The organism is Nostoc sp. (assembly GCF_036917235.1).
Classification (GTDB): Bacteria; Cyanobacteriota; Cyanobacteriia; order Cyanobacteriales; family Nostocaceae; genus Nostoc.
The window spans coordinates 134,502-160,777 of sequence record NZ_JBALDU010000104.1 but is presented as its reverse complement, the minus strand read 5'-3'; the positions used below and the strand labels follow the sequence as shown (position 1 = coordinate 160,777).

26 protein-coding genes are annotated in these 26,276 nt (G+C 43.2%); 13 read left to right on the top strand and 13 right to left on the bottom strand.

Features of this window, described 5'->3' with window-relative positions; translation table 11 throughout:
* Positions 1–2: 2 nt before the first annotated feature.
* From V7K44_RS30225 to V7K44_RS30205, 5 genes are all read right to left on the bottom strand, one after another.
* Positions 3–710 carry an actin-binding WH2 domain-containing protein gene (locus tag V7K44_RS30225; protein ID WP_334937321.1) on the bottom strand — a complete coding sequence of 236 codons (708 nt, stop codon included), beginning with the start codon at positions 708–710 and terminating at the stop codon, positions 3–5.
* A gap of 42 nt (positions 711–752) precedes the next feature.
* Entirely contained in the window at positions 753–1,457 is a 705-nt protein-coding gene (locus V7K44_RS30220) for an actin-binding WH2 domain-containing protein (RefSeq protein WP_334937319.1), read from the bottom strand.
* A gap of 23 nt (positions 1,458–1,480) precedes the next feature.
* Positions 1,481–3,028, bottom strand: coding sequence for an FAD-dependent oxidoreductase (locus V7K44_RS30215; RefSeq protein WP_334937317.1), 1,548 nt, complete (start codon positions 3,026–3,028; stop codon positions 1,481–1,483).
* Positions 3,029–3,350: 322 nt separating this feature from the next.
* Positions 3,351–5,270, bottom strand: a complete 1,920-nt coding sequence (locus V7K44_RS30210) for a pentapeptide repeat-containing protein (protein WP_334937315.1) — start codon at positions 5,268–5,270, stop codon at positions 3,351–3,353.
* Positions 5,271–5,345: 75 nt separating this feature from the next.
* The gene (locus tag V7K44_RS30205; protein ID WP_334937313.1) at positions 5,346–5,591 is read right to left on the bottom strand and encodes a hypothetical protein; all 246 of its coding nucleotides are present in this window, start codon (positions 5,589–5,591) and stop codon (positions 5,346–5,348) included.
* Positions 5,592–6,042: 451 nt separating this feature from the next.
* Here V7K44_RS30205 and V7K44_RS30200 point away from each other — a divergent pair, with 451 nt between their 5' ends.
* From V7K44_RS30200 to V7K44_RS30180, 5 genes are all read left to right on the top strand, one after another.
* Complete coding sequence (locus V7K44_RS30200) at positions 6,043–6,228, top strand: hypothetical protein (protein WP_334835192.1); 186 nt, start codon at positions 6,043–6,045, stop codon at positions 6,226–6,228.
* A 370-nt stretch (positions 6,229–6,598) separates the two neighbouring features.
* Positions 6,599–8,476, top strand: coding sequence for an NAD(P)H-quinone oxidoreductase subunit F (locus tag V7K44_RS30195; RefSeq protein WP_334937311.1), 1,878 nt, complete (start codon positions 6,599–6,601; stop codon positions 8,474–8,476).
* A 177-nt stretch (positions 8,477–8,653) separates the two neighbouring features.
* Entirely contained in the window at positions 8,654–9,367 is a 714-nt protein-coding gene (locus V7K44_RS30190; RefSeq protein ID WP_334937309.1) for a carbonic anhydrase, read from the top strand.
* Positions 9,368–9,534: 167 nt separating this feature from the next.
* On the top strand, positions 9,535–11,031 hold the full coding sequence (locus V7K44_RS30185; RefSeq protein WP_334937307.1) for an NADH-quinone oxidoreductase subunit M: 1,497 nt from the start codon (positions 9,535–9,537) through the stop codon (positions 11,029–11,031).
* 169 nt (positions 11,032–11,200) lie between these two features.
* The gene (locus tag V7K44_RS30180) at positions 11,201–12,508 is read left to right on the top strand and encodes a CO2 hydration protein (protein ID WP_334937305.1); all 1,308 of its coding nucleotides are present in this window, start codon (positions 11,201–11,203) and stop codon (positions 12,506–12,508) included.
* A 208-nt stretch (positions 12,509–12,716) separates the two neighbouring features.
* Here V7K44_RS30180 and V7K44_RS30175 read toward each other — a convergent pair whose 3' ends face one another.
* Both V7K44_RS30175 and chrA read right to left on the bottom strand, forming a co-directional pair.
* Entirely contained in the window at positions 12,717–13,934 is a 1,218-nt protein-coding gene (locus V7K44_RS30175) for a glutathione S-transferase family protein (protein ID WP_334937303.1), read from the bottom strand.
* 667 nt (positions 13,935–14,601) lie between these two features.
* Positions 14,602–15,822 carry a chromate efflux transporter gene (gene chrA / locus V7K44_RS30170; protein ID WP_334937301.1) on the bottom strand — a complete coding sequence of 407 codons (1,221 nt, stop codon included), beginning with the start codon at positions 15,820–15,822 and terminating at the stop codon, positions 14,602–14,604.
* 423 nt (positions 15,823–16,245) lie between these two features.
* On the opposite strand from chrA, the gene V7K44_RS30165 reads away from it, so the two are divergent.
* Both V7K44_RS30165 and V7K44_RS30160 read left to right on the top strand, forming a co-directional pair.
* The gene (locus V7K44_RS30165) at positions 16,246–16,599 is read left to right on the top strand and encodes a GNAT family N-acetyltransferase (protein ID WP_334937300.1); all 354 of its coding nucleotides are present in this window, start codon (positions 16,246–16,248) and stop codon (positions 16,597–16,599) included.
* Positions 16,600–16,617: 18 nt separating this feature from the next.
* Entirely contained in the window at positions 16,618–16,758 is a 141-nt protein-coding gene (locus V7K44_RS30160) for a hypothetical protein (RefSeq protein WP_334937298.1), read from the top strand.
* Between the two features lie 29 nt (positions 16,759–16,787).
* Here the strand turns inward: V7K44_RS30160 and V7K44_RS30155 are convergent, their stop codons facing one another.
* A complete protein-coding gene (locus tag V7K44_RS30155) occupies positions 16,788–18,041 on the bottom strand; it encodes an RNA polymerase sigma factor (protein ID WP_334937296.1) in 1,254 nt (417 codons plus the stop codon).
* Positions 18,042–18,289: 248 nt separating this feature from the next.
* On the opposite strand from V7K44_RS30155, the gene V7K44_RS30150 reads away from it, so the two are divergent.
* The 4 genes from V7K44_RS30150 to V7K44_RS30135 all read left to right on the top strand — a co-directional run bounded on the left by V7K44_RS30150 (position 18,290) and on the right by V7K44_RS30135 (position 20,056).
* A complete protein-coding gene (locus V7K44_RS30150) occupies positions 18,290–18,649 on the top strand; it encodes a YciI family protein (protein ID WP_334937294.1) in 360 nt (119 codons plus the stop codon).
* 69 nt (positions 18,650–18,718) lie between these two features.
* The gene (locus V7K44_RS30145) at positions 18,719–19,123 is read left to right on the top strand and encodes a YybH family protein (RefSeq protein WP_334937345.1); all 405 of its coding nucleotides are present in this window, start codon (positions 18,719–18,721) and stop codon (positions 19,121–19,123) included.
* 22 nt (positions 19,124–19,145) lie between these two features.
* A complete protein-coding gene (locus V7K44_RS30140) occupies positions 19,146–19,556 on the top strand; it encodes a VOC family protein (RefSeq protein ID WP_334937292.1) in 411 nt (136 codons plus the stop codon).
* Between the two features lie 92 nt (positions 19,557–19,648).
* Positions 19,649–20,056 (top strand): VOC family protein, encoded by a 408-nt coding sequence (locus V7K44_RS30135; RefSeq protein ID WP_334937290.1) that lies wholly within the window; start codon positions 19,649–19,651, stop codon positions 20,054–20,056.
* A gap of 98 nt (positions 20,057–20,154) precedes the next feature.
* Here the strand turns inward: V7K44_RS30135 and V7K44_RS30130 are convergent, their stop codons facing one another.
* From V7K44_RS30130 to V7K44_RS30115, 4 genes are all read right to left on the bottom strand, one after another.
* Entirely contained in the window at positions 20,155–20,595 is a 441-nt protein-coding gene (locus V7K44_RS30130; protein ID WP_334937288.1) for a hypothetical protein, read from the bottom strand.
* 83 nt (positions 20,596–20,678) lie between these two features.
* Positions 20,679–21,533: a DUF72 domain-containing protein gene (locus tag V7K44_RS30125; protein ID WP_334937286.1), complete on the bottom strand. Its 855-nt coding sequence runs from the start codon at positions 21,531–21,533 to the stop codon at positions 20,679–20,681.
* A gap of 201 nt (positions 21,534–21,734) precedes the next feature.
* Complete coding sequence (locus tag V7K44_RS30120; RefSeq protein ID WP_334937284.1) at positions 21,735–22,394, bottom strand: pentapeptide repeat-containing protein; 660 nt, start codon at positions 22,392–22,394, stop codon at positions 21,735–21,737.
* A 141-nt stretch (positions 22,395–22,535) separates the two neighbouring features.
* On the bottom strand, positions 22,536–23,030 hold the full coding sequence (locus tag V7K44_RS30115) for a hypothetical protein (RefSeq protein WP_094347731.1): 495 nt from the start codon (positions 23,028–23,030) through the stop codon (positions 22,536–22,538).
* Positions 23,031–23,865: 835 nt separating this feature from the next.
* On the opposite strand from V7K44_RS30115, the gene aroF reads away from it, so the two are divergent.
* A complete protein-coding gene (gene aroF / locus V7K44_RS30110) occupies positions 23,866–24,735 on the top strand; it encodes a 3-deoxy-7-phosphoheptulonate synthase (RefSeq protein WP_334937282.1) in 870 nt (289 codons plus the stop codon).
* Positions 24,736–25,007: 272 nt separating this feature from the next.
* The gene (locus tag V7K44_RS30105) at positions 25,008–25,310 is read left to right on the top strand and encodes a hypothetical protein (RefSeq protein WP_094347947.1); all 303 of its coding nucleotides are present in this window, start codon (positions 25,008–25,010) and stop codon (positions 25,308–25,310) included.
* A gap of 107 nt (positions 25,311–25,417) precedes the next feature.
* Here V7K44_RS30105 and V7K44_RS30100 read toward each other — a convergent pair whose 3' ends face one another.
* Complete coding sequence (locus V7K44_RS30100; RefSeq protein WP_099100838.1) at positions 25,418–26,176, bottom strand: sterol desaturase family protein; 759 nt, start codon at positions 26,174–26,176, stop codon at positions 25,418–25,420.
* Positions 26,177–26,276: the final 100 nt, after the last annotated feature.

The window sequence follows — 26,276 nt, the reverse complement described above, 5'->3', positions numbered from 1 at the left end:
GATTAACGCAAACCTAAAATTTCGGAAATCGCCGTTACAATATCCAAATAAAAGTTACCTTTCACTGCCCGAAACAACTCAAATTTAGAGTCAGGCGCACCAAAAAATGGTCTGAGAAACCATCCTAATTGCATACCAACAAAGGCATAAAGCAATAACCAGGATCTTAAAATAGTGGTGCGAGTTTTTTTACCAACTTCATCTTGTTGAGAAAGTAATTGCATTCCTTCATACAGGAACTTCACGCCAAATATGCCTGTAATGCCAAAAATAAATACATTCAGCAGTTTAAAAAATTGATAAGAATCGGGTGTAGTGATTAGAAAAAATAGGGTAACTGGTGCCAAGCTAAATAAAAGTACACTAATCACTGATACAGATGTGAGTAATACAACGAAATGCTGTAAAATACTGCTCCGAGAACCAAATAAAACATTAAAAAAGAATAAAGTCGGGAAACAAATAATCAGTGTGATTAAATAGAATACCGGAAGCTTAATAGCACCAGACAATGCCTGTCCCCAACTGTGGGACGCACCGATAATTGCTCCATAAAGGGCAAAGAATATAGAACTAGTTACGAACAGAGAACTGATTTTATTTTGTAATCGCACTCCCTGACGAATTTCTTCTAAGAATGACTGGCGATCGCGCAGTAAATTAACCAAAACACCAAATTGTTGAATGCCGCGATTTTGCTTTTTCAGCATGATTTTATAGTTTGTATATTTTGTGGAATTGCTAATGACTAATTAACGGAATCCAAAGAGATAGCTAAGAGATTTAATGACGCTTAAATAGAAATTACCTTCTCTTTCGCGGAATAGTTCAAAGACAGAACCAGGTGTGCCAAAAAACGGTCTGAGAGTCCATCCTAACTGACTGCCTACGAAAGCGTAAAGAAATAGCCAGAATTGTAAAATTTTCTGGCGGGTTTTACTACCTTCATTATCTTGTTCTAAAACTAAACTTGTGGCTTGATACAAAGATGAAACACCAATAAATCCAGTGATGGCAAAGATCAAGACATTTAACAGAATTAAAAATTGGTAATTATTGGTGGTAATTAAGAAAAACAATGTGATTGGAGCAAAGCTAAATAAAAGTACGCTCGTGACTGAAACCGCAGTTAAAACTAATGCTAAATGCTGTGCAAAACTCCGTTTGGAACCAAAAATAATGTTGGCAAAGAACAACGTCGGGATGCAAATCAAAAGTGTGATTAAATAAAGGGCTGGGAGTTTAATTGCGGAAGATAAAGCTTGCATCCAGCTATGGTATGCACCAATGATTCCGCCATAAGCAGCAATAAATAAGGAACTGCAAACCAGCAGCGAAATGATTTTATTTGGTAATCTCGTACCTTGACGAATTTCCTCTAGAAAACCTTGGCGATCGCGCAGGAATCCAATCAGCACTGCAAAGTATTTGATTCCTGATGATTTCCGTTCCATCATGTTATCCTCACACCGATATTATTCTAAGTTTCATCTGAGTAATCACCGCCAGAACCATACTTCCAAGCATCAATCAAACGATGCCAATAATATTGTTGTTCTTTTGGTTGATTCTTAATCCATGTTTCTAGCATTGGACTTAGCGAAAACAAGGCAGTGTATACACCTAAATTACTGTAATGTAACATCCAATCTAACAAACTTGCCAAACCTACTTGTGGAATTATCTTGGCAACTAATCCAGGATGATATAAACCAGTTCTTAACAGTGTTTGTGTTAGTGCCGAAAACTGTACTATATCTTGTAAAAATGGTTTTAGGACTGGTGTACCCAACTGTTGCATTTGCTGAAATACCGCTGAGAGTAATTGGTTAATTTGATCTGGGGCAATTTTCTGATTTACACCAACACTCATCGCCCTTTGAAATAACCAGGTAACAGTCAAACTTGGCTGATAGGGTTGCAGCAGTGCTAATGCTTTTGCAGATAATTGTTCTGTTTCCAGCGCTTCGGAAATGCCATAAGTTAAACGCTTCAGGTGACGCACCATTGCCCCAAAACCACCAAAACTCAAGGGAGATTGACTACCACTGCTATCTCCGGCTGGTAGAATGCGACTCCAAGGGGTTTTTAGCGGACTTTGGCGATAGGTGGGAAAGAAACCAAATAGTGCCCGTTGAAATTTCAGGTTGCTCAACTCTACTCCCTGATATTCTGTTAAAAGACGCAGATATTCCTCAAATAGAGCTTCTAAACTCAAACGTTGGGGTTCTGCATCCATGTAAGTAAACAAGTAAGTGGTTCTGCCATCCCTGGCTGGGAAGGCTTCCCAGAAGTACTGGCATTGATTTTGCAACTCAGTGAATGATAATAATAAGTCGCCTGAGTTATTTTCTGGAAAACCTTGAGCGCAACTTCCGACAACTAAGCATAAAGCGTCTGGTTTTTTGCCTTGGCGTGCTTGTTGGGTGATGGGTGAAAAATGTCCCATCGCGTCGATTAATAACCGAGTTTTGAATTGGTTATTTACCATCACACCATTGGGATGAACCACTGCTTCGGTAAAAGGTGTGTTTTCTAACAACTTTCCCCCAGCAGCGAGAAATCGGGTTTTCAAGGTAGCTAGTAGATAAACTGGATCTACGCCGATATTCAAAACATCCTCTACCCAAACTTCTGTACCGCCAGCAAAACTAACTCGTGCTGGGTTATATTGAGTTGCGATCGCACTTGCTAATTCTTCCTCAGTCAGCAAGTTCAATTCCACAAATACATCTAATTCTTTGCGAGAAATATTCCACTCTTGTTCCCTCCCCCGCAAAATTCCCCGTTCCAGCAATGCTACCCGCAATCCCTTCACCGCCAAGGCGCAACCAATTAAAATGCCCAAAGTGCCACCGCAGATAAGTACATCGAAGTCCGTATCGCCTAAAGGTTGTTGACTTTCTTTAACTAACGTTGGTACTGGTGCGGAGTTTTCGCGCACAGATGTTAAGATGCGATCGCCTTGGCGCAATCCTCCTAAAACATCGCCGGGTAATTGGGAAAGAATTTCTTCAGTTAAAGACATTTTGGAAAAACTTAACTCTACATTCCAAAACTACCTGAGAATGAAGAAAGTAGATGCGATCGTGGCCAGGTAAATCGTAATTAGAACAGGACTTATGCGAGAGAGATCCCCCCTAACCCCCCTTAAAAAGGGGGGAACGGAAATCAAAGTCCCCCTTTTTAAGAGGGAACGGAAATCAAAGTCCTCCTTTTTAAGAGGGAACAGAAATCAAAGTCCCCCTTTTTAAGGGGGATTTAGGGGGATCTAAAACGTTTTGCTACCGACCAAAGAACTTTTAAAACATCCTCTTAAGCATTTTTTATTCAAAAAACCTCACATTAAATTATCCCAAACCGAATAATTTAGAAATCGCAGGTAATAATTTATTAGCCGCTTCAATCACCGAGGCGATCGCAGGTAAGCCTGTAAATATCCCTTTCAACATGGTGATTGCTGTTTTTGCCGTCTTCTGCTTGGTGGATTCTTGAGGATTTTTACCCGCTTCTGCCAAAGTCTTCACCTGTTCTAGCGCTTCGGCTTTGTCTTCTTCTGGTAAATATGTCGATTGTACGATCGCATCTTGCAACTGCGACAATAATTCTTTGATTCCTGGTTTCTCCGCATCTGGCGCATCAGGTAACTCATTGAGGGCAATACTCACATTACCGCTGATGGTTCCCAGATTAGCAACAGAACTATTCCCAGCGATACCGCTGACATTACTGCTGCCTTGAATGTTGATGCCGCTGATATCAGACATGATGGTATTTCCTTGTGTATAAGATTTAGGATGCCCAAGTGCGGTTGTGATCATATTTTCTAAATTACGAATATGATCGCTTTTTTCTACCAGCAATAATTGCTGACTCTGCGATAAAGCTTTGAGTTGATTATAATCATCAAAATATTCTGCACTCAATTGAGATTTATCGCTACCGGGTGCGGTTTTGGCTCTGAGTAAAAATTTATCATTGCCGTGTTTCTCCATTGCGACGATTTCTAACTCGGCTTCGGGATGATTTTCGGCCAGGTTTTTGAAAGCAATGGCAACAGCGCGGGGGTCAACGCCTTGATTATGGTAAAGGTCGAGGGTATCAAAAATTGGCTGGATAAAGTCGGCAAAGTCTCCGTCTGCAAATATCTCTTGATTATTATCAGGTTTGCGGAGGGGGTCAGGGTCTTCTTTGGTGGGTAAGCGCATGAAGACATATTCACACCTCACCCCATGCAATTTAGTTGTATTTGTAATTCCCCAATCTTCAATGTAAGCTCCGGTGAGTGTTGCACCTGTTAAATCTGTGCCGTCTAGTTGCGTTTGCTTCAGCTTTGCTCTTGACAAATCGGCATCTTGGAAATTAGCTTCACTGAGATCAGCGCCAATAAAGCTGGCATCTGCTAGGTTAGCTTCTTTTAAGTTGATACCTCGGAGGTTTTGACGGTCAAAGTTTTTATCCTGTCCCTGTCCTGTAATCATCAGTTGACGTACTTGTGAGTTTTGCAGATAAGTCAAACCAGGACGAACACGGTCAAGCATTTTGGCTTGATACCAACGCGTATTAATAAGGATAGCGTTACGGAAATCTGTACTTTTGAGCGTAGCTTGGGTGAAATCAGCATTGGTTAAGTCAGCGCCATAAAAACTTGTACCTCCTGTTGCAGCAAAGGCGATCGCGATATTACGAATCAAGGAGTGTTTTTCGTCTCCTTTCATGGCTCGCCAGCTGATGTAGATACTAAATAACGTTCCGGCGACGGCAAAGGCGACGGCAAAGGCGACGGCGAAGGCGACGGCGAAGGCGACGGCAAAGGCGAAGGCGACGGCAAAGGCGACGGCGAAGGCTCCGGCTAAAGCTCCGGCGACGGCGAAGGCTCCGGCTCCGGCGAAGGCGAAGACGACGGCTCCTAAACCAGCTGCTACTCCTTGGCGAATTATGACGAAGAAAAAGGCAATTAATACGATTAGGGCAGTCCAGCCGGCAATGTGATTGTCTAATTTGGAATAAAATATTAGTGACACCAAATAACCGTTGAAAGCCCATAATAATCCTGACAGTCCCGACAACAGCCACGAGACAATGACTAGTAAAATTGCCCAACGGCGTTGCAGTCCAGCTTTGGCATGGCTGAAGTTTGCACCTGTTAAATTAGCATTAGTGAAGTTTGCCCCTCGGATGTCGGCATAGCTAAAGTTTGCACCCGCAAGGTCTTGTCTACCTTTGAAGTTGCGTCCTCGGAGATTTTGACCGGAGAAGTCTAAAGCCATGTTCCACTTTACAGAGGTGAGCAAATTTTACTACACGCTCACCCCTGTAAATTCAGGAATGGTTAGATATATTTGTTAGTTGAGCTTCAAAGGTGCAACTTCGAGGATAAAAGCCGCAATTTCGAGGCTCAGAAGGTCAACATCGAGGCTCAGAAGGTCAACATTGAGGCTCAGAAGGTCAACATCGAGGCTCAGAAGGTCAACGTCGAGCCTCAGAAAGTCAACGTCGAGCCTCAGAAGGTCAATGTTGAGCCTCAGAAGGTCAACGTCGAGCCTCAGAAGGTCAACTTCGAGCCTCAGAAGGTCAACGTTGAGGTTCAAAGGCTCATTTTTACACGTTTTTATTAAAAGCGACTTAAATGATTTACCGCTGTCCGATGCGTGACAAGTTCAAGATTTTTGCGGTTTGTCAAGAGTTAAAACTAGGTAACTAGCTGAAAGCTCATACCTACACAATACGGTTTAGTTAACATGTTTGTCCCTCGAAGATCCCCCCAACCCCCCTTAAAAAGGGGGGCTTTTTTTGATATTTACCCCCTTTTTAAGGGGGTCGCCGCAGGCGGGGGGATCTTATCCGAACCGTATTGCATACCCACATGGGTGAAGAAAGCATCTGCGGTTTTGCAATTTAATTCCTACTCAAAATTTTATAACGGTTTACAGGTGCGATTTCTGCTATTTTAGCGATCGCATCCTCAAGTGTGTCATGTGTTTCTCAGGTATTAATGTAGAGATAGGCACAGCGCAATAACTTGCATTACAGGAAATATTGATGGAACGTTCAAAAATAATTGCTATTCTTACAGGTGCGATTTCGGTGATTTTAGCGATCGCCTACCTCATCGTAGTCCAACTCCTAGACTACCGAGACATGAAACCCGCCCCCATCAGCCAAGTTGACTCACCACCTGCTATTACTATCTCTCACTGGCAGGTTGACAAAATCACCAAAATATAAATTACATTTAGTCGATTTGTAGAGACGCAATCAATCGCGTCTCTCGTCATTTATATTAATTGATAAAACTAATGATAACTATTGATTTATCCCTCACTTGATGTATAGATAAGAATAAATACCTATTATTTCTTGCTGAAATAGTTGGTTATATAAGAAATAATTAGAGTTATTATCTTAAATTTATTTAATTAACTAATTCCATTTTGACAGATATAACGGTAAGCTGTTTCTAACAAAATTAAATAAACATAAATTTGTATGTTCTGCGTAGGCGTCGTCCGTCGTAGATCGTCGCTGGGTTAACTGGGATCAACGCCAGTTGACTCAAAACCACAAATTTTTAATAACAATTATAGAGGTGAGTTAGATGGCTCAGTTTCTACTAGAGACTGTTTGGCTAGTTCCGTGCTATGCCTTAATCGGTGGCTTATTAGCCGTCCCTTGGTCGCCAGGGATCATTCGGAAAACGGGGCCAAGACCGGCGGGTTACGTAAATTTGGTAATGACATTTTTGGCGTTTGTACATAGTGCGATCGCCTTACAAGCAACTTGGAATTATCCAGCCCAAGAAGTATTTATTCCTTGGTTATCTACGGCTGGTTTAGACTTAACCATTGCTTTGGAAATCTCCTCGGTCAGTGTCGGCGCTTTAGTTGTGATTACTGGCTTGAATTTGCTAGCGCAGATTTATGCGATCGGCTACATGGAAATGGATTGGGGTTGGGGACGTTTCTATTCCTTATTAGGATTATTTGAAGCGGGATTGTGTGCCCTTGCTTTGTGTAATGATTTGTTCTTCAGCTATGTAATTTTGGAAGTGCTGACGCTGGGAACCTATCTACTAGTCGGCTTATGGTTTAGCCAACCCTTGGTAGTTTCAGGTGCAAGAGATGCGTTTTTAACCAAGCGGGTGGGAGACTTATTCTTGCTGATGGGCGTGTTGGCATTATGGCCTTTAGCTGGAACTTGGAATTATCCAGAATTAGCTGAGTGGGCGGCTACTGCTAACGTCAACCCGACAACTATGGCACTGGTAAGTTTAGCTTTAATTGCTGGTCCGATGGGTAAATGTGCCCAATTTCCCCTGCATTTATGGCTAGATGAAGCGATGGAAGGCCCTGTTCCCAGTACGATTTTGCGGAACTCGGTAGTAGTAGCCAGTGGTGCATGGGTGCTAATTAAATTGCAACCTGTGTTAAGCATCTCGCCCATAGCTTCCTCGGCGATGGTTGCGATTGGTGCGGTGACAGCTGTGGGTGCTTCTTTAATTGCGATCGCTCAAATCGATCTTAAACGCTGCCAATCCTATTCTGTCAGCGCATACATGGGTTTAGTATTTATCGCTGTAGGAGTGCAACAATACGAAGCGGCGCTATTGTTAGTACTCACCCATGCCATATCCGCAGCCCTATTAGTGATGAGTACTGGGGGAATTATTTGGAATAGCATCACCCAAGATGTTACCCAATTAGGCGGATTGTGGAGGCGTCGCCCGATTTCTGCGATCGCTTTTATCGTCGGGACATTAGGATTAATTGGTTTTCCACCACTGGGTAGCTTTTGGGCGCTGGTAAAATTAACAGATGGGTTGTGGGAAACGCAACCTTGGTTAGTGGGAGTAATAATCGCGGTAAATGCTTTAACAGCCGTAAGTTTAACCAGAGAATTTAGTTTAGTTTTTGGCGGTAAACCAACACAAATGAGTCAGCGATCGCCTGAAGCTCACTGGCCGATGATTGTGCCAACAATGATTTTACTTGGTGTCAGTCTACATCTTCCTTTAGTGTTGCAAAGCTTATCACTTTTACCGGATTGGGCAAGCCTAAATAAAGATGTCGCACTGCTTTTAATTTGGTCGAGTATTTTCGGTTGCAGCATCACTGGTGTGATTTATTTAAGCAATATTCCCAAACCGATTCGTCTCCCTTGGCAAGGATTACAAGATTTATTTGCATACGACTTTTACACCCCCAAACTCTATAAAATGACCATAATTTTTGGAGTTGCCAAAATTTCCCAACTTGCCGATATGATTGACCGCTTTGTAGTCGATGGCATCGTGAATTTTGTTGGTTTATTTTCGCTATTAGGTGGCGAAGGTCTTAAATACAGCACCTCTGGACAAACCCAATTTTATGCATTCACTGTTCTTTTAGGAGTGAGTTTTTTAGGAATGTGGGTAACTTGGCCATTTTGGGGAATGCAATTTTTAAATATGGTTTTTCAAATCTCGACAATTGGATAGCAGTAACTATCCTACTAAGGGACTGACAAATAAAAAAATATACAACTATTTATTGTGGGGTCAGCGTCTCGCCCGTCCATAGTCAAAGGCGGGCAAGATGTCCACCCCACAAGATTGGATAATTTATTTCTTGGAAGTCCCTAAAAGCTAACAGTTTAATATTGTGAGGAGAATTTCATGAGCATACAACATCCCCAAATCAATCTTTCCAGAAGAGGTTTATTGAAGTTTGGTGCAGGTGCGATCGGTACAGGTGTATTGACAGCCGGACTTAGCTCAAACTTGCTTGCAGCCGAAAAAAAACCAGTAGAAGAAGATATTACGCCCGATAAAGCATTGCAAGAGCTATTAGATGGAAATGAAAGATTTGCTAAAAGAAAACGTCGTAATTCCGACCAAACATATTCACGTTTAGTCGAAGTTGCCAAAGGTCAAAAACCCTTTGCTTCTATTCTCGGTTGTGCAGATTCACGAGTACCTTCAGAGATTGTTTTTGACCAAGGACTTGGAGATTTATTTGTCTGCCGGATAGCTGGTAATATTGCCACGACACAGCAAATTGGTAGCTTAGAATTTGGTAGCTTAGTATTAGGTTCTAAAGTTATCATGGTCGTGGGGCATGAAAGATGTGGTGCGGTAGAGGCCGCGATTAAAGGTGCTGAAGTACCAGGGCGAATTGGAAGCTTACTTGAAGCAATTAAACCAAGTGTAGAAAGCTCAAAAGATAAATCAGGAGATAAGTTAGAAAACGCTTGTAAAGCAAATATTTTAGCGCAAGTTGAAAAATTGAAATCATCGACAGTTTTATCTGAGTTGATCAAAGCGGAGAAGCTGAAAATAGTCGGTGGCTATTACGATTTAGATACTGGAGAGATTAGTATAGTAAGTTAGATTTTTTGTACTTTTAAATCTCCTTCCCAGTCGGAGACTGGGAATGCAAATTCAGAGGCTCTGCCTCACGAATTCGCGGCATAACCGCAATGATGTGCTTTTCCAATCTCTGACTGAAAACGAGAAAAACTATAACAATTACCAATTTTCCTAAATCCCAAATTACCATGCTAAGTGTTTTGATTTGGCTCCCGATTTTAGCCGCCGCTCTTATAGCAATATTACCCGTAAGCTTCCCTAATCATCGTATTCGTTTAACAGCATTAATTTTTTCTGGGACAGTTCTTTTTTGGAACCTTTTTATTCTGCTAAAGTTTGATATCAGCAATCCAGGAATGCAATTTAAAGAGTATTTACCCTGGAATGAAACCATTGGCTTGAGCTATCAAATAGGTGTTGATGGGCTTTCTATCTTGATGTTGGTGTTAAATAGTCTACTTACCTGGATTGCTATTTACAGTAGCAATAAAGAAACTAAACGTCCTCGGCTGTTCTACTCGATGATTTTATTAGTTAGTGGAGGAGTTGCAGGTGCTTTTCTCGCGGAGAATTTGCTGCTATTCTTTTTATTCTACGAACTAGAATTAATCCCCTTCTATTTGCTAATTTCCATTTGGGGAGGCGCAAAACGGGGTTATGCTGGGATGAAATTCCTGATTTATACTTCTGTTTCGGGAGCCTTAATTCTGGCGACATTCTTGGGTATGGTGTGGCTGAGTGGTTCTACCAATTTTGCTTTTGATGCCGTCTCTACAGAAAATCTTTCAACAGCAAAGCAAATCCTTTTACTAGCAGGAATAGTATTAGGTTTTGGCATTAAAATTCCCTTAATTCCCTTCCATACTTGGCTACCCGATGCTTACGTTGAGGCTTCAGCACCAATCGCCATTCTTCTCGGTGGCGTGTTAGCAAAGCTAGGAACTTATGGACTACTGCGATTTGGGTTGGGTATGTTTCCCCACGCTTGGAGTATTATTGCACCGACTTTAGCAATTTGGGGAGCAATCAGCGCCATTTATGGGGCAGTAGTTGCGATCGCTCAAACAGATATCAAGCGCATGGTAGCATACAGTTCTGTCGGTCACATGGGCTATATCTTGCTAGCTGGTGCTGCTAGTACTCCCTTAGCACTCGTTGGTGCAGTCGCCCAAATGTTCAGCCACGGTATCATTCTGGCGATTCTCTTCCACTTGGTAGGAGTCGTAGAAGCCAAAGTCGGTACCCGCGAGTTAGATAAACTCAATGGTTTAATGAGTCCCATACGCGGTTTACCTCTAATTAGCGCCTTACTAGTTTTAAGTGGAATGGCTAGCGCAGGTATTCCCGGTTTAACAGGATTTATCGCGGAATTTATCGTCTTTCAAGGTAGTTTCTCTGCCTTCCCCATCCCGACAATTTTGTGTATAGTGGCTAGTGGATTAACCGCAGTTTATTTTCTCATCCTCCTCAACCGTACTTGTTTTGGCAGACTCGATAACATCGCCTACTATCCCAAAGTTCTTTGGTCTGAGAAAATACCAGCTTTAATTTTGGCAGCCTTCATCATCTTTTTGGGAGTACAACCAACTTGGTTAGTGCGTTGGAGTGAATCCACAACTACAACAATGGTGGCTGCAATTCCCCCCTTAGAAAAAACCGTAATCTCTGAAGTTGCGCTGAAATAGTAAATAGATAAAAACACTTGTAGAGACGGCGATTTATCGCGTCTCAAAATCTATCTCCCCAAACGCGATTTATTGCGTCTCAAAATCTATCCCCCAAACGCGATAAATTGCGTTTCAAAACCTATCCCCCAGACGCGATAAATCGCGTCTCTACCAATTTACGATTACCATGACAGCAATTAAAACAGCAATTAAATTACCCCCTTCAACGCACGAATTTGCTGATGTAATTCACCGCTTAGAAGCTGGCGGTGCAATGTTACCCGATACTCCAGAAAATTTGATGCAAATCATCGGTTTATATAAAGCTTATGCTGTGCCGATGGATTTTTACTGGCGTGACCTACTTTATATTGCCGAACGCGAATTTTTAAACCCGCTTCCCTTCTTTAAATACTTCTTACCCAAAGAGTATTTAGAACTGCATAATCATTACGCTGGCGATGATGCCGATTTACGAATTTGGCGCGGTGAAGCTACTGCACATCCAGAACTTTTGGCATTTATCGAGAAGGGTGAAACTTTCAAAATGCCGAAGTTGTTGCATCACTTGTTGCACGATCGCATTAACATGGAATTTGCGGAAGCTTGTATGCGGGCGATGTTGTGGCATAGAGGGATGGGTGGACAATTTGACCCTTACCTAGATTCAGAAGAATACAAAGCCAACGCTGACCGAGCAATTAAAGCTTACTTCCAAGGCAACCCAGTCATGCTGGGGCTTTACAAGCTGTTCCCCGATATGTTTTTGGAACAGTGCCGCCAGATGTCATACTACGCTAATCTGGGCTTATTCTGGGAAATCATGGCCCCAGTATTCTTTGAAATGTCAGACCGTTATGATGAAGGTACCATTAGCAGCGTCCCAGAGGCGATGAGCTTCATAGTTAATGGTATATTTGCGATCGCAGGTCGTCCCATTTACCATCACGTTTATATTCGTGGTGAATGCTACGAAATTATCCCCAAATCTAAGGGTTTCATGTGGTTATACGAAGCTGCATTACCTTATGTAGAAGCAGTTTTCTACCGGACCGCACCCTTCCGAGGCACAAAATCTTATAATGCTCAAGCGCGTCAAGTACCAGAAGACCAGAAAGACTTTCACTATGGCATTCTTTACGCTGATGTATTTCCAGTCGGTACTGCTGGCATTCCCCCGACATTATTAATGCAAGATATGTTGCATTTTTTGCCACCATATCTTATTGATTACTATAGCCAACATTGCCGGGGTCAAGAAGATATGTTGATTCAGTTGGGAGTGAGTTTTCAACGGTCAATGTACTGTGTCACTTCTGCGGTAATTCAAGCTTTGCGAACTGCACTTTTATATCCTTTAGATGACCAAAATCCCAAGCATTTACAAGCTAATCGAGACTTTTTTGAAATGCAGCTAAATCGCTTTACTCGTGCTGATTACAATATTCGTGATGCTGCCCGTTTAGGGAGCATTCAAAGTCAAGATTATCGATAAAATATCTCCATCTAAAACCTTTGTAGAGACGTATCACTGCTACGTCTCTACATTTTTTTGCAAATGACTTGAAAATGCGATCGCTAATAGACTTCTTGCATAAATCAAAAAAAGAACCCCACCCCGCCTTTGACTTACGTCAAATTCTCCCCTCCCCGCCGGCGGGGAGGGGTTGGGGGTGGGGTGTTAGGGGACTTTTGCAAGAGGTCTAATAAAGAGATACCAACACTTTATCAGCTGCTGCCCGGAATGCAGTTGCCGCACCAGCGCTCATATCCCGTGGCGCACAGATGCGATTTCTCACATAGGCGAGTGTGATAGCACCAACTGCAGCCGCAGTCGGATCGGCATTGTCTTTACCACCCACGCGTCCCCACGGTAATGCTGCACCATTGCCATTGATGAGATAGTCCGCCAACAATCTAAGGTGAAAATCAACCGCTTCTTTAACGGGTGTTGTGTCGCCATTGACCGCCAATGCTTGCACCCCGGAGTTTTTCAGAATATCTCCTAAAGCAACTTCTCGATTATCAGTCAACCTTTCAGCCGCTTCTGCCCGAAATTGGATTTCTTGACTAATAGCCGGGTCAGGTGGCAAAGGATTGCCGATTGGTGTCACGCCCCATCGACGACGCAAAAGTAAATTGTTGGTGGTATCATCCGATTTGACGCGGTGATAAGCAGGACGCTGTTTGAGCGCTTCAAACCAAGCGTTGATCCGAGGATAGCGGGGATTTCCCTTGAGTTGATATCCACGATAAACGGGTAAGTTAGCCGCCAATCTGTCTAAATGGGGACTATAGGTAATATCTACCACGCTAAATGTTGACAAAAAGTATGGGCCGGGATACTTTCCGAGAAGTTGCTCTAGTTCGTCTAATTTCGCTTCAAAAGCCGCCTGTAAGCTTGCTAATTCATGCGGATCTTCTGGGGGTTGTCTGAGAAATTTGTAGGCGATATCTCTCACACCATTGGTTTCAGCATCCTCAAGCCACTGTCTTGCAACGGTGTTTTCCTCTGGGTCTTCAGGCAGTAAGGTTGGCCCAAATCGTTCTTCTAAGGCTAACAGAATATCTTTGGATTCGTAAACTAACTTGTCCTCAATTTTGGCCGCCGGTACAAGGGTTGTGGAAACTAAATCGGTATACCATTTAGGCTTGTTATTCAAGTCGATAAACTCTGTTGCAAAGGGAATTTCTTTTTCTTCGAGAGCAAACCAAACCCGTTCGCAAAATGGGCACCAAGAGTTAGTATCGCGGTAGAGCAGCACTGATGGTTCTGTATCTGGCGGCAGTTTATGGAGACTGCTAGGGATGGGAGCGGTAGAAGGAGATTGCCCTGGTCTACGCACCCGTCGAGCCGGGGTATTTTTTTGGGCAGTTTCTAACAGTTGTTCCCAACTAGATACTGTGTTTTGAATTGACATTATTTGACCTTAGTTTAAGTTAACTTTATTTCCACAAATTAGTCAGTGATTAGAAGTTATATCATTGACTATTTTTAAATAGATGACTAGCTGAATTTTTGAACTCTGACTATAAACTACTAAAAAAACATAGATTTACCGGAGTTAATGGCAATTATCACATGAAAATAGTTTGAAAGCAAGATTTAATCTATCTATTGTTTGACTTGACTTTTGCCGTCAAAATCAGAAAAATCTCTATCAATTCGAGTCATAGACAGGATAGAAAGCTTAAATCAAAAAATACACTTAAACGAATAAGTGTATAAGAGGATGTTTTAAAAGTCCTCTGATCGGTAGCAAAACGTTTTAGATCCCCCTAAATCCCCCTTAATAAGGGGGACTTTTAGAGACTTTGCCCTGCTTTAAAAAGGGGAGCCAGCGGGGTCTTCTCCCTTGGCGCTAGCCTCTCCCTTTGGGAGAAGGGGAGACGCCAAGGGCGATAGCGCAGCGTTAGCGAGTCCGCGTTCGCTTTTAGCGTCTCGTAGAGAGCGTCTGGGGGTTTCCCCCATGAGCGACTGGCGTGGGTTGGGGGGATCAACAAGTGCCTAAAATTACAGCCACCCACTTTTAAAACATCCTCTAAAGTCAAGCTAATATCTGCTAGTAATCTAAAATACTTGCAATTTCATCGAGTGTAGCCCAAGAGTGAAGCACCCCATCCAATGAAGGCGCTACCAAAGACTAGCCATGCAGCATTGATGCGAAAGTGAATGGCTAAAATGGCTGAGACGATCGCGATCGCTAAACCGAGAAAATCTACAAATGGGGCTTGTGGTAATGTTAAAGTCGCTGCCCCCAGTTGCAGAGTAGTCACAACCATTAGGGCTACAGCACTAACATTCACAGCATCCAAAAATGCTCTAGTCCAAGAAGAGGCTCGTAAGTGTGGGATTAAAGGATTTAGGGCAGCAACGAAAACAAAAGAAGGTAGAAAAATTCCAATGGTGGCAACAATTGCGCCAGGTATGCCAGCAATCACATAACCGATAAACGTAGCAGTGGAAAGTACTGGCCCAGGGGTAAATTGACCAATTGCGATCGCATCTAACAATTGCTGTTGTGTCAGCCAGCCGTATTCTTGAACTAATCCCCCTTGCAGAAAAGCCACCAAAAGGTAGCCACCACCAAACAAAACACTACCGACTTTGAGAAAAAACCAACCCAATTGCCATAAAGAAACGTTGGTTACAGTAGATGCAGTAGCTACCGATGTAGCAAGTACAGCGGATGCTTTCAAGGTTGCACCTGTGCTGAGACTAGCAATCAGAAAGTTAGCTTTATCTCCTGGTTTATCGTGTTTATCGCCAGAATGTAACCAAACCATACCCAGCAATCCCCCAATTAATAGGGCAATTACTTCATTTAATTTGAATAACAATGTCAGCAATGCTACAACGAAAGCGATCGCTAGTAATTGGCGAGTTTTCACAGCCTTTTTTGCCAAGCCCCACAGGGCATTGATGATGATTGCTAAAACAGCTGGTTTAATACCATAAAGTAAAGGAGCAATTTGGGGTAGAGTACCGTAGGCAACATAAACCCAAGCAAACCCGCCAGTAATTAGAACCGCAGGTAAGACGAAACAAACGCCTGACACAATCAGCCCCAGCCATCCTGCATAGATGTATCCTATATGGATAGCCATTTCTGTGGAATTTGGCCCAGGAATTAGGTTAGTTGCACCCAGCAAATCTAGAAAATGCTCTCTTGTCAACCATTGACGACATTTAACCACTTCATCTTCAATCATGGCAATATGGGCAACTGGGCCCCCAAAGCCGATGACACCCAATTTAAAAAACAGGTTGGCGAGTTCACCCAAACGACTTGGTGTTGAATTAGTCATTTTTGCTTGGCAATATACTTTTCAAGTATCCCAGTCTTGCCATCAGTTTTTCAGCACTAGCACTACTGTATAAATAATCGATCGCTTCCACGAAATAATCAGACTCGAAAGATTGCGATCGCTCTGCTTAAATTTAAAAAGCCCTGATAAAAGTTCAGGGCTTTGATTTATATGCGGTTTATTAAATGCCAGCCTAAAATTTTTGCTAGCGCTTTTCTATAGAATTAATCATCCCTGAATTGCTTGCTGAAAGATAGCGGAGAACTACCCGTTTTCTACCTGGGTAGCTATTTAATAAAGTCTTTAGATTTGTATATATCTTCACTCTGCGATCGCTTCTTGGTAAAATTTCCCTATCCTTTGGTATTTGGTTACACCACGGTAAATATGAGTAGGTAAGTGCTAACTAACCTGAGTAAAGCCATGAACTATAACGTACCACCTCCGATGAGGATAAATCTCCGCCCTGCTACCTTTGCTGATTTGGATCTGCTGCGACATTGGGATGAGCAACCTCATGTAGTAGAATCCGATCCTAACGATGACTGGGGCTGGGAGATAGAACTTGACCGCGCTCCTGAATGGAGAGAACAATTGATTGCTGAAATTGATGCTCGCCCCATCGGATTTATTCAGATCATCGATCCGGCACGTGAGGATAATCACTACTGGGGTGATGCTCCGGCGAATCTTCGCGCTATTGATATCTGGATTGGGGAAGAGAGTGATTTGGGCAAAGGCTATGGAACCCAAATGATGCAGCTTGCACTTGCTTGATGTTTTGCTGACCCGCAAGTGATAGCTGTACTCGTCGATCCACTTGCTGGCAATACCCGCGTCCACCGCTTTTATGAACGTCTTGGTTTCCAATTTGTCGAGTTTCGACGATTTGGTGACGATGACTGCTTCGTTTATCGTATCAACCGAGTAGATTGAATTCTTTGTATGTTCAGTGATACTGGACGTTAGGGCTGAACTTCGCGCAGCCGACGCTCCAGAAAGCGGCGTTCGCTGTCATTTGTAACCAGCATGAGCGCGATCGCGTAGCTCTCTGCGGCTGACGCTGAGGCTCCGATGCGGCGCAGCATCTCGGCACGGGTGGCATGAAATAGATGGTAGTCATTAAGTTGGGAAGCAAGCCCATCAATGAGTTCGAGGGCCGTCTGAGGAGTCTCGATCATTGAGATCGCCACCGCCCGGTTCAGCGACACAATTGGCGAGGGCTGCAAGCGTTCGAGCAAATCGTAGAGGCGGACAATTTGTAACCAGTCGGTTTCTTCTGCTTGTGCTGCCTGACAATGTAGTGCGGCGATCGCAGCTTGTACTCCAAACGGGCCAGTTCCACCCCGCAGTGACTCCTCAACAAGCGGTAGCGCCTCAGCAATCTGCTGTTGGTTCCAACGACCACGATCCTGATCTTCGAGCAACACCAGATCGCCTACCTCATCCAAACGGGCATTGCGTCGGGAGTCGTGCAGCAACATCACCGCCAAGAGTGCAGTTACTTCTGAGGGCGGTTGCGGTGCCATCAACGTCCTTACGAGGCGACCCAGCCGAATCGCTTCTGTGCAGAGGTCAGCCCTCACCATCGTCTCGCCCCTAGTCGTCGCGTAGCCCTCATTGAAAATCAGATAGATCGCCGTCAGCACTGCATCTACCCGCACAGACAGATCGGTTGTGTCCGGCACTTTATAGGGAATACCTGCATCCCGAATCTTGCGTTTAGCACGCACCAACCGTTGCGCCATCGTTGCCGTAGGTACGAGAAACGCCCGCGCAATTTCATCTGTCTCCAGTCCGCCCAGCATCCGCAGCGTCAAAGCAACTTGCGCCTCGATCGCCAGTGCTGGGTGGCAGCAAGTAAAGATCAGCCGCAGCCGATCGTCTGGAATTTCGTCTATGTCGTAAGTTGGCTCCTCGCGGGTTGGGATTAACCCGGAGGCGGCGTACCATTCCAATTTTTCCGTCAGGCGTGTCCGCCGTCGGAGGCGATCGATGGCTTTGTATCGGGCTGTTTTGACGATCCACGCACGGGGGAGATCGGGCACGCCGCTGGACTGCCATTGATTCACGGCGGCTATAAAGGCTTCCTGTACCGCTTCTTCAGCCACATCGAAATCCCCCACCAACCGGATAAGGATAGCGACGATCCGCCCCCATTCAGCCCGGTAAAGGGAGGCGATCGCTTGGTTTACGTCTGTTTTTGCGTTTGGGATCATACCTGAATTGAAGGAGGCAGGGGGCAGAAGGCAGGTGGCAGGTTTTCTCTTTTCCTCGATAAAAATTTTTGGCGAGGTGTCGATTTAAGTCAGCACCGTTCGACTTACTAACAAAGGGAAACAAGGGAGGTATACCCAGATCGTACTAAACGATAAAAATTTGTGGCGGAGTGTCGATTTGAGTCAGCACCGTTCGACTTACTCACAAAGGGAAGTAACAACGGTAAATAAAGGAGACAACCAACCCCATGAAATATTTACTGCTGATTTACCTGGAGGAAAATGCCCTGAGCCAAACCGAGCGGGAACATTGTTATGTAGAATCCGCGCAACTGGCACAACAACTCAACTCGAAGGGACAGTATCTCGCGACCGCCCCACTCCACCCTGTCGCAACTGCAACCAGCGTTCGGGTACGCGACGGCAAACCGCTAGTAACTGACGGGCCGTTTGCAGAAACTCGCGAACAATTGGGCGGTTTTTTTCTGATTAATGCTCAGGATCTCGACGAAGCGATCGCGATCGCCGCGCGGATTCCAGGCGCGCGCGTCGGGACTGTTGAAATTCGACCTGTGATTGAAGTTGCAGGTTTGCCAGAGAATTCGTAACTGCACTCAACCTCAACCCAAAAGGAGAGATGACAATGACAACTAAAAGCGCGATCGCACGAAGTTCAGATTCGCCAACTAATTGCCGAGCAACAACGCGCTATCTGCGCCAAGGATGTTGAGCAAATCATGTCCCGCTATGCCACCGAGGTCATCGTCTTCGATGTTAAACCTCCCTTCCAAACCCAAGGAAAAGATGCTTGGAGTCAAGTGTGGAAAGAATGTTTGCCTTACTTGCCCGACACCTTTGAGATTGAAACACGAGACCTCAAGATTACCGTTAGTGAAGACTTAGCTGTTGCACATTGGCTATTTCGCTTCACAGGAACCCAAGACCATCCGGCAATGCAGACGTGGATGCGCGTCACCGCTGTCTGCCAGAAAAATCAAGGCGAATGGCAGATATTACACGAACATCTCTCGGTTCCATTCGATCCACAGACCTCTCAAGCTGTATTCACGCTCAACCCATAGCCTAATCTACTGAGCCAACGCCATGAAACTCAATCCTTATCTCATGTTCAACGGCAACTGTGAAGCAGCGTTCAAGTTCTACGAACACTGTCTTGGCGGCAAAATTGTCATGATGCTGACCCACTCTGATGCCCCCTCAGCCGAGCATATACCTGCCGAATGGCATGACAAAATCATGCACGTCTGCCTCGATCTAGGCGATCGCCTCTTGATGGGGTCTGACAGCCCGCCTGGATATTTTGAAACACCCCAAGGCTTTTACGTGCAAATCAGCGTTGACGAGCCAGCGGAGGCAGAACGCATCTTTCATATCCTGGCAGAAAACGGAAAAGTGAAGATGCCAATCGATCAAACCTTTTGGTCTGTCCGCTTTGGTATGTTGGTCGATCAATTTGGCATTCCGTGGATGGTCAACTGCCAGAAGACTGCTTGATTTGTGGGGAGGCGCTTATGGGCCTCTTCCCTGTAAAACCTCAGCGCTTTTTCGCCGATCTTTCACTGTGCAATAATTCAAAAGAAGAACCCATGAGTACTCAAATTTTCGTTAATCTGCCAGTTAAAAACCTCAATCAATCGATCGAGTTCTTTACTCAACTCGGCTTTGAGTTTAATCCTCAATTCACTGACGAAACTGCCACCTGTATGATTGTGTCCGAAAACATTTTCGTCATGCTCTTGACCCATGAAAAGTTTAAGACGTTTACTCCCAAAGAAATTTGTGATGCCACAAAAAGCACAGAAGTGCTTGTGTGTTTATCTTCTGATAGCCGAGAACAAGTTGATGAAATAGTTCGCAAGGCTGTCGCCGCTGGTGGAACAACCTACAATGAACCGCAAGATCACGGTTTTATGTATGGACATGGATTTGCTGACTTAGATGGCCACATTTGGGAAATTATCTACATGGAGCCAAGCGCAATAAATCAAGGTTGATTGCAGACATTTAAATAATGCTGCAAAGCAAAATTCTAAATTACAGCTATTTTCAAGTAAATAGCTGTAATACACAAATGCAAATACTCCTACCTGCTTCAAATCACTCTTTGCCGCACATGTCGCCCATCAAACCCTTGTTTAATCCAATTCAGACATTCATATTCAGATTTGAATAACTTTGGAGCTGCAATATTATTCAATAACTCTGGTGGGTAATGGTCATAAAAATATTTGTCTCCTTCTTGAAAGATGATAATCAAATTGTTCCGATAAACATAGCGAGACTTAAAACTATCCCCCCGATGAACAAACTCGGAATTTTGATCGATATGCTCTTTAGCAGTATCAATAATCTTACTAACGTCACCTCCATAGATTTCTGCTGGATTTTCTGCTTTATGAAATTGGCTTCTGTGCCCAATTTCAGATAGCAATTTATACGAATAAATTTCGTAATTATCCGCCTTGCCAAAAATAAATGGAATGATGAGATATCCTTTATATGAGACTGATTTTTCATAAAGAAGACGACTCATCTCAACCTCCTTTGATGGAACTACTCTGAAAAATTTTTCTTTAACAGAAAAGTATTACAACCCCAATTATCTACTAAATACGATCACCATAAACTGAGTTGATTGGGGGGATGCTCAAGGTTATTCCAAGGTAAGGGTGGAATTGGTGTACCACTCTGTTCCAATAGCTGTTGGAAGTGACGGGCTGTGCTGGGCGATCGCACTTCTATTGGACAATGGACAAAGAAATAAATTCGCACTCCCATCTGTAACCATTGCTGAATCTGCCTTACCCACTCTTCCATAAATGGCTGATTCACTGATAAATTCGGATGAGAAATAAACCGAATCAGAGTAAAAGGTGCTGTCACACTCAATTGCAACGGTAATTTAGGTTTGCGCCGTTCCGATTGCAACTGCGGGTCATCATCTCCAGCGTAAATGGGGCGCGAGTCTAACAGTACCCGTCCGACACATAACTTTTCTAAAAGTGCCGTCAAATTACTAGCATGGGGTTCCTTGAACCAGTCGGGATGGCGAACTTCCACTGCTAGGGGTGCTTCTGTATGCGGCCAAGCTTCTAGAAAGTTGGTCAAATCGTCAAGTAATGCAGGTGCATAACTGGGTGGTAACTGGGCAAAAATTGGGCCAAGATGCTTACCTAAAGGGCGCATCCCCTCTAGAAATTTTAAAGCAGCTGGAATATAAGGTTGTAACAACCCTTGATGGGTAATATCTCGCGGTAATTTTAGACAAAATTCAAAACCTGCTGGTGTTTCGGTAGCCCAACGGGTTACAGTTTCTTGGTTAGGCACGGCATAAAAGGTGGTGTTACCTTCTACAGTGGTGAAGCGACGACTGTAGAGATGGAGAAAATCGGCAGTGCGAGTACCTTGGGGATAGAGTTCGCCTACCCAACCTTTGTATGCCCAAACAGCACAACCGATAAAAAAGTTCACAATGCCTAAAAGCCTTGATGTATATATTCAATTTTACACGTAGGTTGTAGGGATGGATAAAGCTAGGTCAGATTCCCGACTTGTAGTTATTTATGCACCAATACGTTTCACTTAAGGGTTATTGGTGTAGATAATTTGCCTTTTAAGACGCGATAAATCGCGTCTCTAAATGAGGGTTTTGGTGTTGTGGCACAACCTCACTTATTGATAAATTGAACCATCAGGCATAATTGCCCCTGCTAAGTTAGTCCCAACTAATTTAACCAGAAGCCGCTCACCAGAGCGAATCCGCGCTCCCGTCAGGTCGGCTCCTCGCAAGTCGGCACCACTAAGATCCGCTCCAATCAAATTAGCAGCGCGTAAATTCGCCTCCCTGAGATCGGCTAAAAGTAGATTTGCCCGAAATAAATTTGCTTCAGATAAATTTGCACCTCTAAGGTTGACTTTGTGCATAAAAGTATCGCTAAGATTAGCACCGCTCAAATTGGCATAACTTAGATTTCTACCAGATAAGTCTTTATTGCTCAAATTTGCCCGACTGTAGTCTTTGCCACTCAAGTCTGAGTTTTGCTTTGGTGGTTTCTGGATTGTTTGAGATGGTTTTTCCTGTTGAGGTGGCGGTGAGTGATGTGTGGTTTGATGTGTGGTTTGATGTTTGGTTTTTAAATAACGCAACTTTTCACGAGCTTCATTTATAGCTTTCAGCTTGTCTTGCGCTTTCTGCTGTAAACGGAGATTGTCTTTGGGAATGCGATCGGGATGCCAAACAAAGACTAAATCTTTGTAAGCCTGGTTCACTTCTTCAAGTGTAGCCCCAGGCTCTAATTCTAAAACTCTATAGTACCGCTCCAGATCGCTCATACGATATTTTGGTGGACAATCAACTTAATTATGAGTGATGGAGTCATTTATCCGCTGCATCATTTGTTATGGATTATGGGGCATTGGGAAAGAGGAGGCAGGAGGCAGAAGTTTTTTAATTTTTAATTTTTAATTGATTTCTCATCTCCCCATCTCTCCATTTCTCCATCGAGCGATCGCTCTAAAATATGCTGCAACTGGAATCTGATAGACTTCAATATAAATCCAAACAATAATTGATAAATGTGATAGGAAGGTTAATATTGTCCAAATATATGGCATCCAGGTAATGGGTTCCTTCAGATTAGCAGGAAAATAGTAAGCTACTATGCCAATTAGAGTGGTGGGAAGAATTATAAAAACTGCTGCTGCTAATCCATAACCCCAACCTAATTCCACACCTTCCAACTGGCCTTCTGTCCAACTAAACCCATTCCAACGCCAAGTTAAAGGTGGTTGCCTAGAAGGCATCTTGATTTGCTGTTGCTCTAAGTTGACTGTAAAAATCTCTTGGCAAAAGTCACAAGCCATAGCTTCCATCAATGGCATGTGAGAAATCTTACCTATTCGACAGACTGGGCAGGGGTAAGCTCCATAATAGTCGAAAGATTGGGTTAAGATTTTGGAACTGGGCATAATGAGACAGATGATCCTAAAAAATTGATCTGGTCAATGAGAACTTGGGTAATAATGTATGGCAGTTGTCAATTCCCTGCAATAAGCTTTCGTAAGATGAAGTCAGGAGAATTATATATTTTAACTTCTCAATCCTGGCTTTTCCTTCTGAGGTTATATAACTATTGTGATGTCTAATGACCAGCCGCTTTTTTCGTCTACGCAAATAAGCAACTAGTATAATCAGGACAGAGCGTGATTTTGAATTGTGCAAAGCGTCATTAGTCTTAATCCCCAGAGTTGTACTGAGTCTATCGTTTTTTTATAGTTTGTGCAGGTCTTGACAAAGCCCACTCTTTTTGCTAGCTTTGCATTAGATACCTATATTTCTTAAGTTTTCCAGCAAAAAGTCCGCAAATGCTTAACACAAATTCCTACTTTTATTTTTGGTTGAGGGTGGTTCACCGGGGGTGAATTAAGTTTCCTAATGGAAACCGCCCGGTGAACCGCAGAGCAAACTCTGCGGTTTTTGTTTTTTTAAGGAGAATTTCATTGTCATGACTTATTTCATTAGTTGGTTTTATGGCTTTTACTTTTGGCCCAGAATAAATTCCGGGTAAATAGCGTCATGCCAATGAATCAGAACGCACCCGGAACTCTTGGTTTCGGGCTTTTTTGTTGTTATTTGAGAAGCGGAATAGAGGCACAAGGGAGAAATCAATTCAAAATTCAAAATCAAATAACTTCTGCCCCCTCCTGCCTCCTGCCTTCTGCCTTCTCCCAAGGGGAGACGCTAAAAGCGATCTGCCTCCTGCCTCCTCTTTCCCAATACTTAATTTTTCAGGAGAATATAACCATGATTAATGCCAAACTTGCTGCACAAGCTCATCTAAACCATCAGACAATCGTTAAGATTTCGGAAAAAGTCGCTTTCGGCGGTAAAGAACTGGTAATTATCGGCGGCCCCTGCACTGTTGAAAGCTTAGAACAAATGGAGATAGTCGCCCAAAGGCTATCTACTGCATCAGTACATGGGTTGCGTGGCGGTGTCTACAAACCCCGCACATCTCCCTACGCTTTTCAAGGTATGGGAGAGTCAGGATTAGAGATTTTAGCCAGGGTGCGATCGCATTACAATATGCCAGTTGTCACGGAGGTAATGTCAATTTCTCAAATTGAAGTAGTCGCCGCCCACGCTAATATGCTGCAAGTTGGTAGCCGCAATATGCAAAACTTTGACTTGCTCAAAGCTTTGGGACAAGCTGGTAAACCAATACTGCTCAAACGTGGTTTAGCAGCGACTATTGAAGAATTTGTCATGGCTGCTGAATATATCCTTAGCCACGGAAATCCTGATGTGGTGTTGTGCGAAAGAGGTATCCGCAGTTTCGACGATTACACCCGTAACGTCCTAGATTTAGGGGCAGTGGCAGCACTCAAGCAAATAACTCACTTGCCTGTAATTGTAGATCCTTCTCATGCCGTCGGCAAACGGGAGTTGGTCGCACCTGTGGCTAGGGCTGCGATCGCTTGCGGTGCAGATGGATTAATTATTGAATGTCACCCAGAACCAGAAAAATCTGTTTCTGATGCCCGTCAAGCACTTTCTTTAGAAGATATGGTGCATTTAGTTGATAGTTTAAAGCCTGTAGCAACAGCCGTTGGGCGTAGAATATCAGATGTTGGGGCGGGTTTGGAACCTGCCTCGATTTTTTGGGCTGCTTAAATTTCAGCTATTCCATTTGTTCTCAAACCTATTTTGGCAACACAATCTTCTATATATAAATCTAAGTTATCGTTTTAACAAATAAGACTATTTGATTTTATTCTATAAGTCGTTTTATCCTGAAATCAGTAGACATTTTAAATTTTACTAAATAGCCTAAAAAAGTTTTAATATACCGATCTTTCAACTTTGAGAACCCAAAGAAGGACAATAACTAAATGCTAGAGCAGCAGATTGATTGCCCCATGAAACCTAAGACAAGTGCAATGATTATGAAACTTTTTCAAATCACTCTAGTGGTCTTAGTACTTTTGATCAACTTAGCAGTTGCTTTCCCCTCTTGGGCAGAAAGTACACTTTCTTTAACTAGCAATCTTAACAACTTTCAAGTTGGGCAAAAAGTCATTTGGCTTTACAAGCCCCGCACTGATTCTAGCGATGTCCAAAGAATTCCCGCCGAAATAGTCAAGTTAAGTTCCAAGCAAGTGCAAATCAAGGTTTACAAACATAACAACGAATTTGTCAATCGTTGGGTGAATCCAAACAAGCTTGAAAATTCGACAAAAATTAAATAGTCAGTAGTCATTTGTCAAGAGTCATTTGTGATTACAAAGGACAAATGACTACTGACTAATGACAGCCAACAGAAAAATATTTCACAAATTATTTAGGACTGCTATAGTTAAAACTCTCTTGTGTGGGTTTCGTTTTCATAATTAGGATCTTCAGTACCAAGCAGTTTGTCCCAGAACGTAAAATACAAACCGTAGTGTACTTTATACTTGCGATGATGTATGGAATGATGCATAGAACCAATAAGCCACTTTCCAATCCAGTAACTTTTAGATGAGGAGGGAAATAGCTCAAATCCGAGATGGGTAAACACTGCCCATACTGTCATAGTTATAAGTGCGGCAACTAAGGTGACGAAATGCAGCGGAACTATGAAGCTTACACCTACAAAAAAAAGTGCTTGTACGATCGCTTCTGGTAAGTCGAAGGCAGAGGAACTCCAGGGCGTTGGCTCTCCTGAACGATGGTGTCCATAATGCATCCATCTAAAAATTCGAGGGTGGTGAAAGATCCGATGGATAAAATAAAAGTAAGTATCCTGAAGAATTAGCACTGCCATAAAGCTAACTATTAAATACCATAGTCCGTATTTCCAGATGTCAGCGTATAACAGTGTTGCTCCCAAATTATACTCTGAGATCATAAAAGCTCCAGAAATAGCAAAAACTACTGTGGAGATTACTGATAATTCAATATCCTTTTTAATGGAACAACTCATCAACGGTTTCAAACGCAAACTCTTGTTGGCAAGAGACTTCCCTAGAACTAAATAAAAGAGCAAGTATGCTCCCCCAGCAATCAGAAAGTATCGGGCAAGAGTGATACCGAAGAAGAAAAAGCAATAATACCAAAATGAGTGGTTTGTCAATTAGACCCATCCGTAATATTAATTTGGTGAAATGAAAATGCTGATTATGTCCAATTTTTTTGGTCTTAATTACCAAAAATAACCAAATTAAGATTTAATT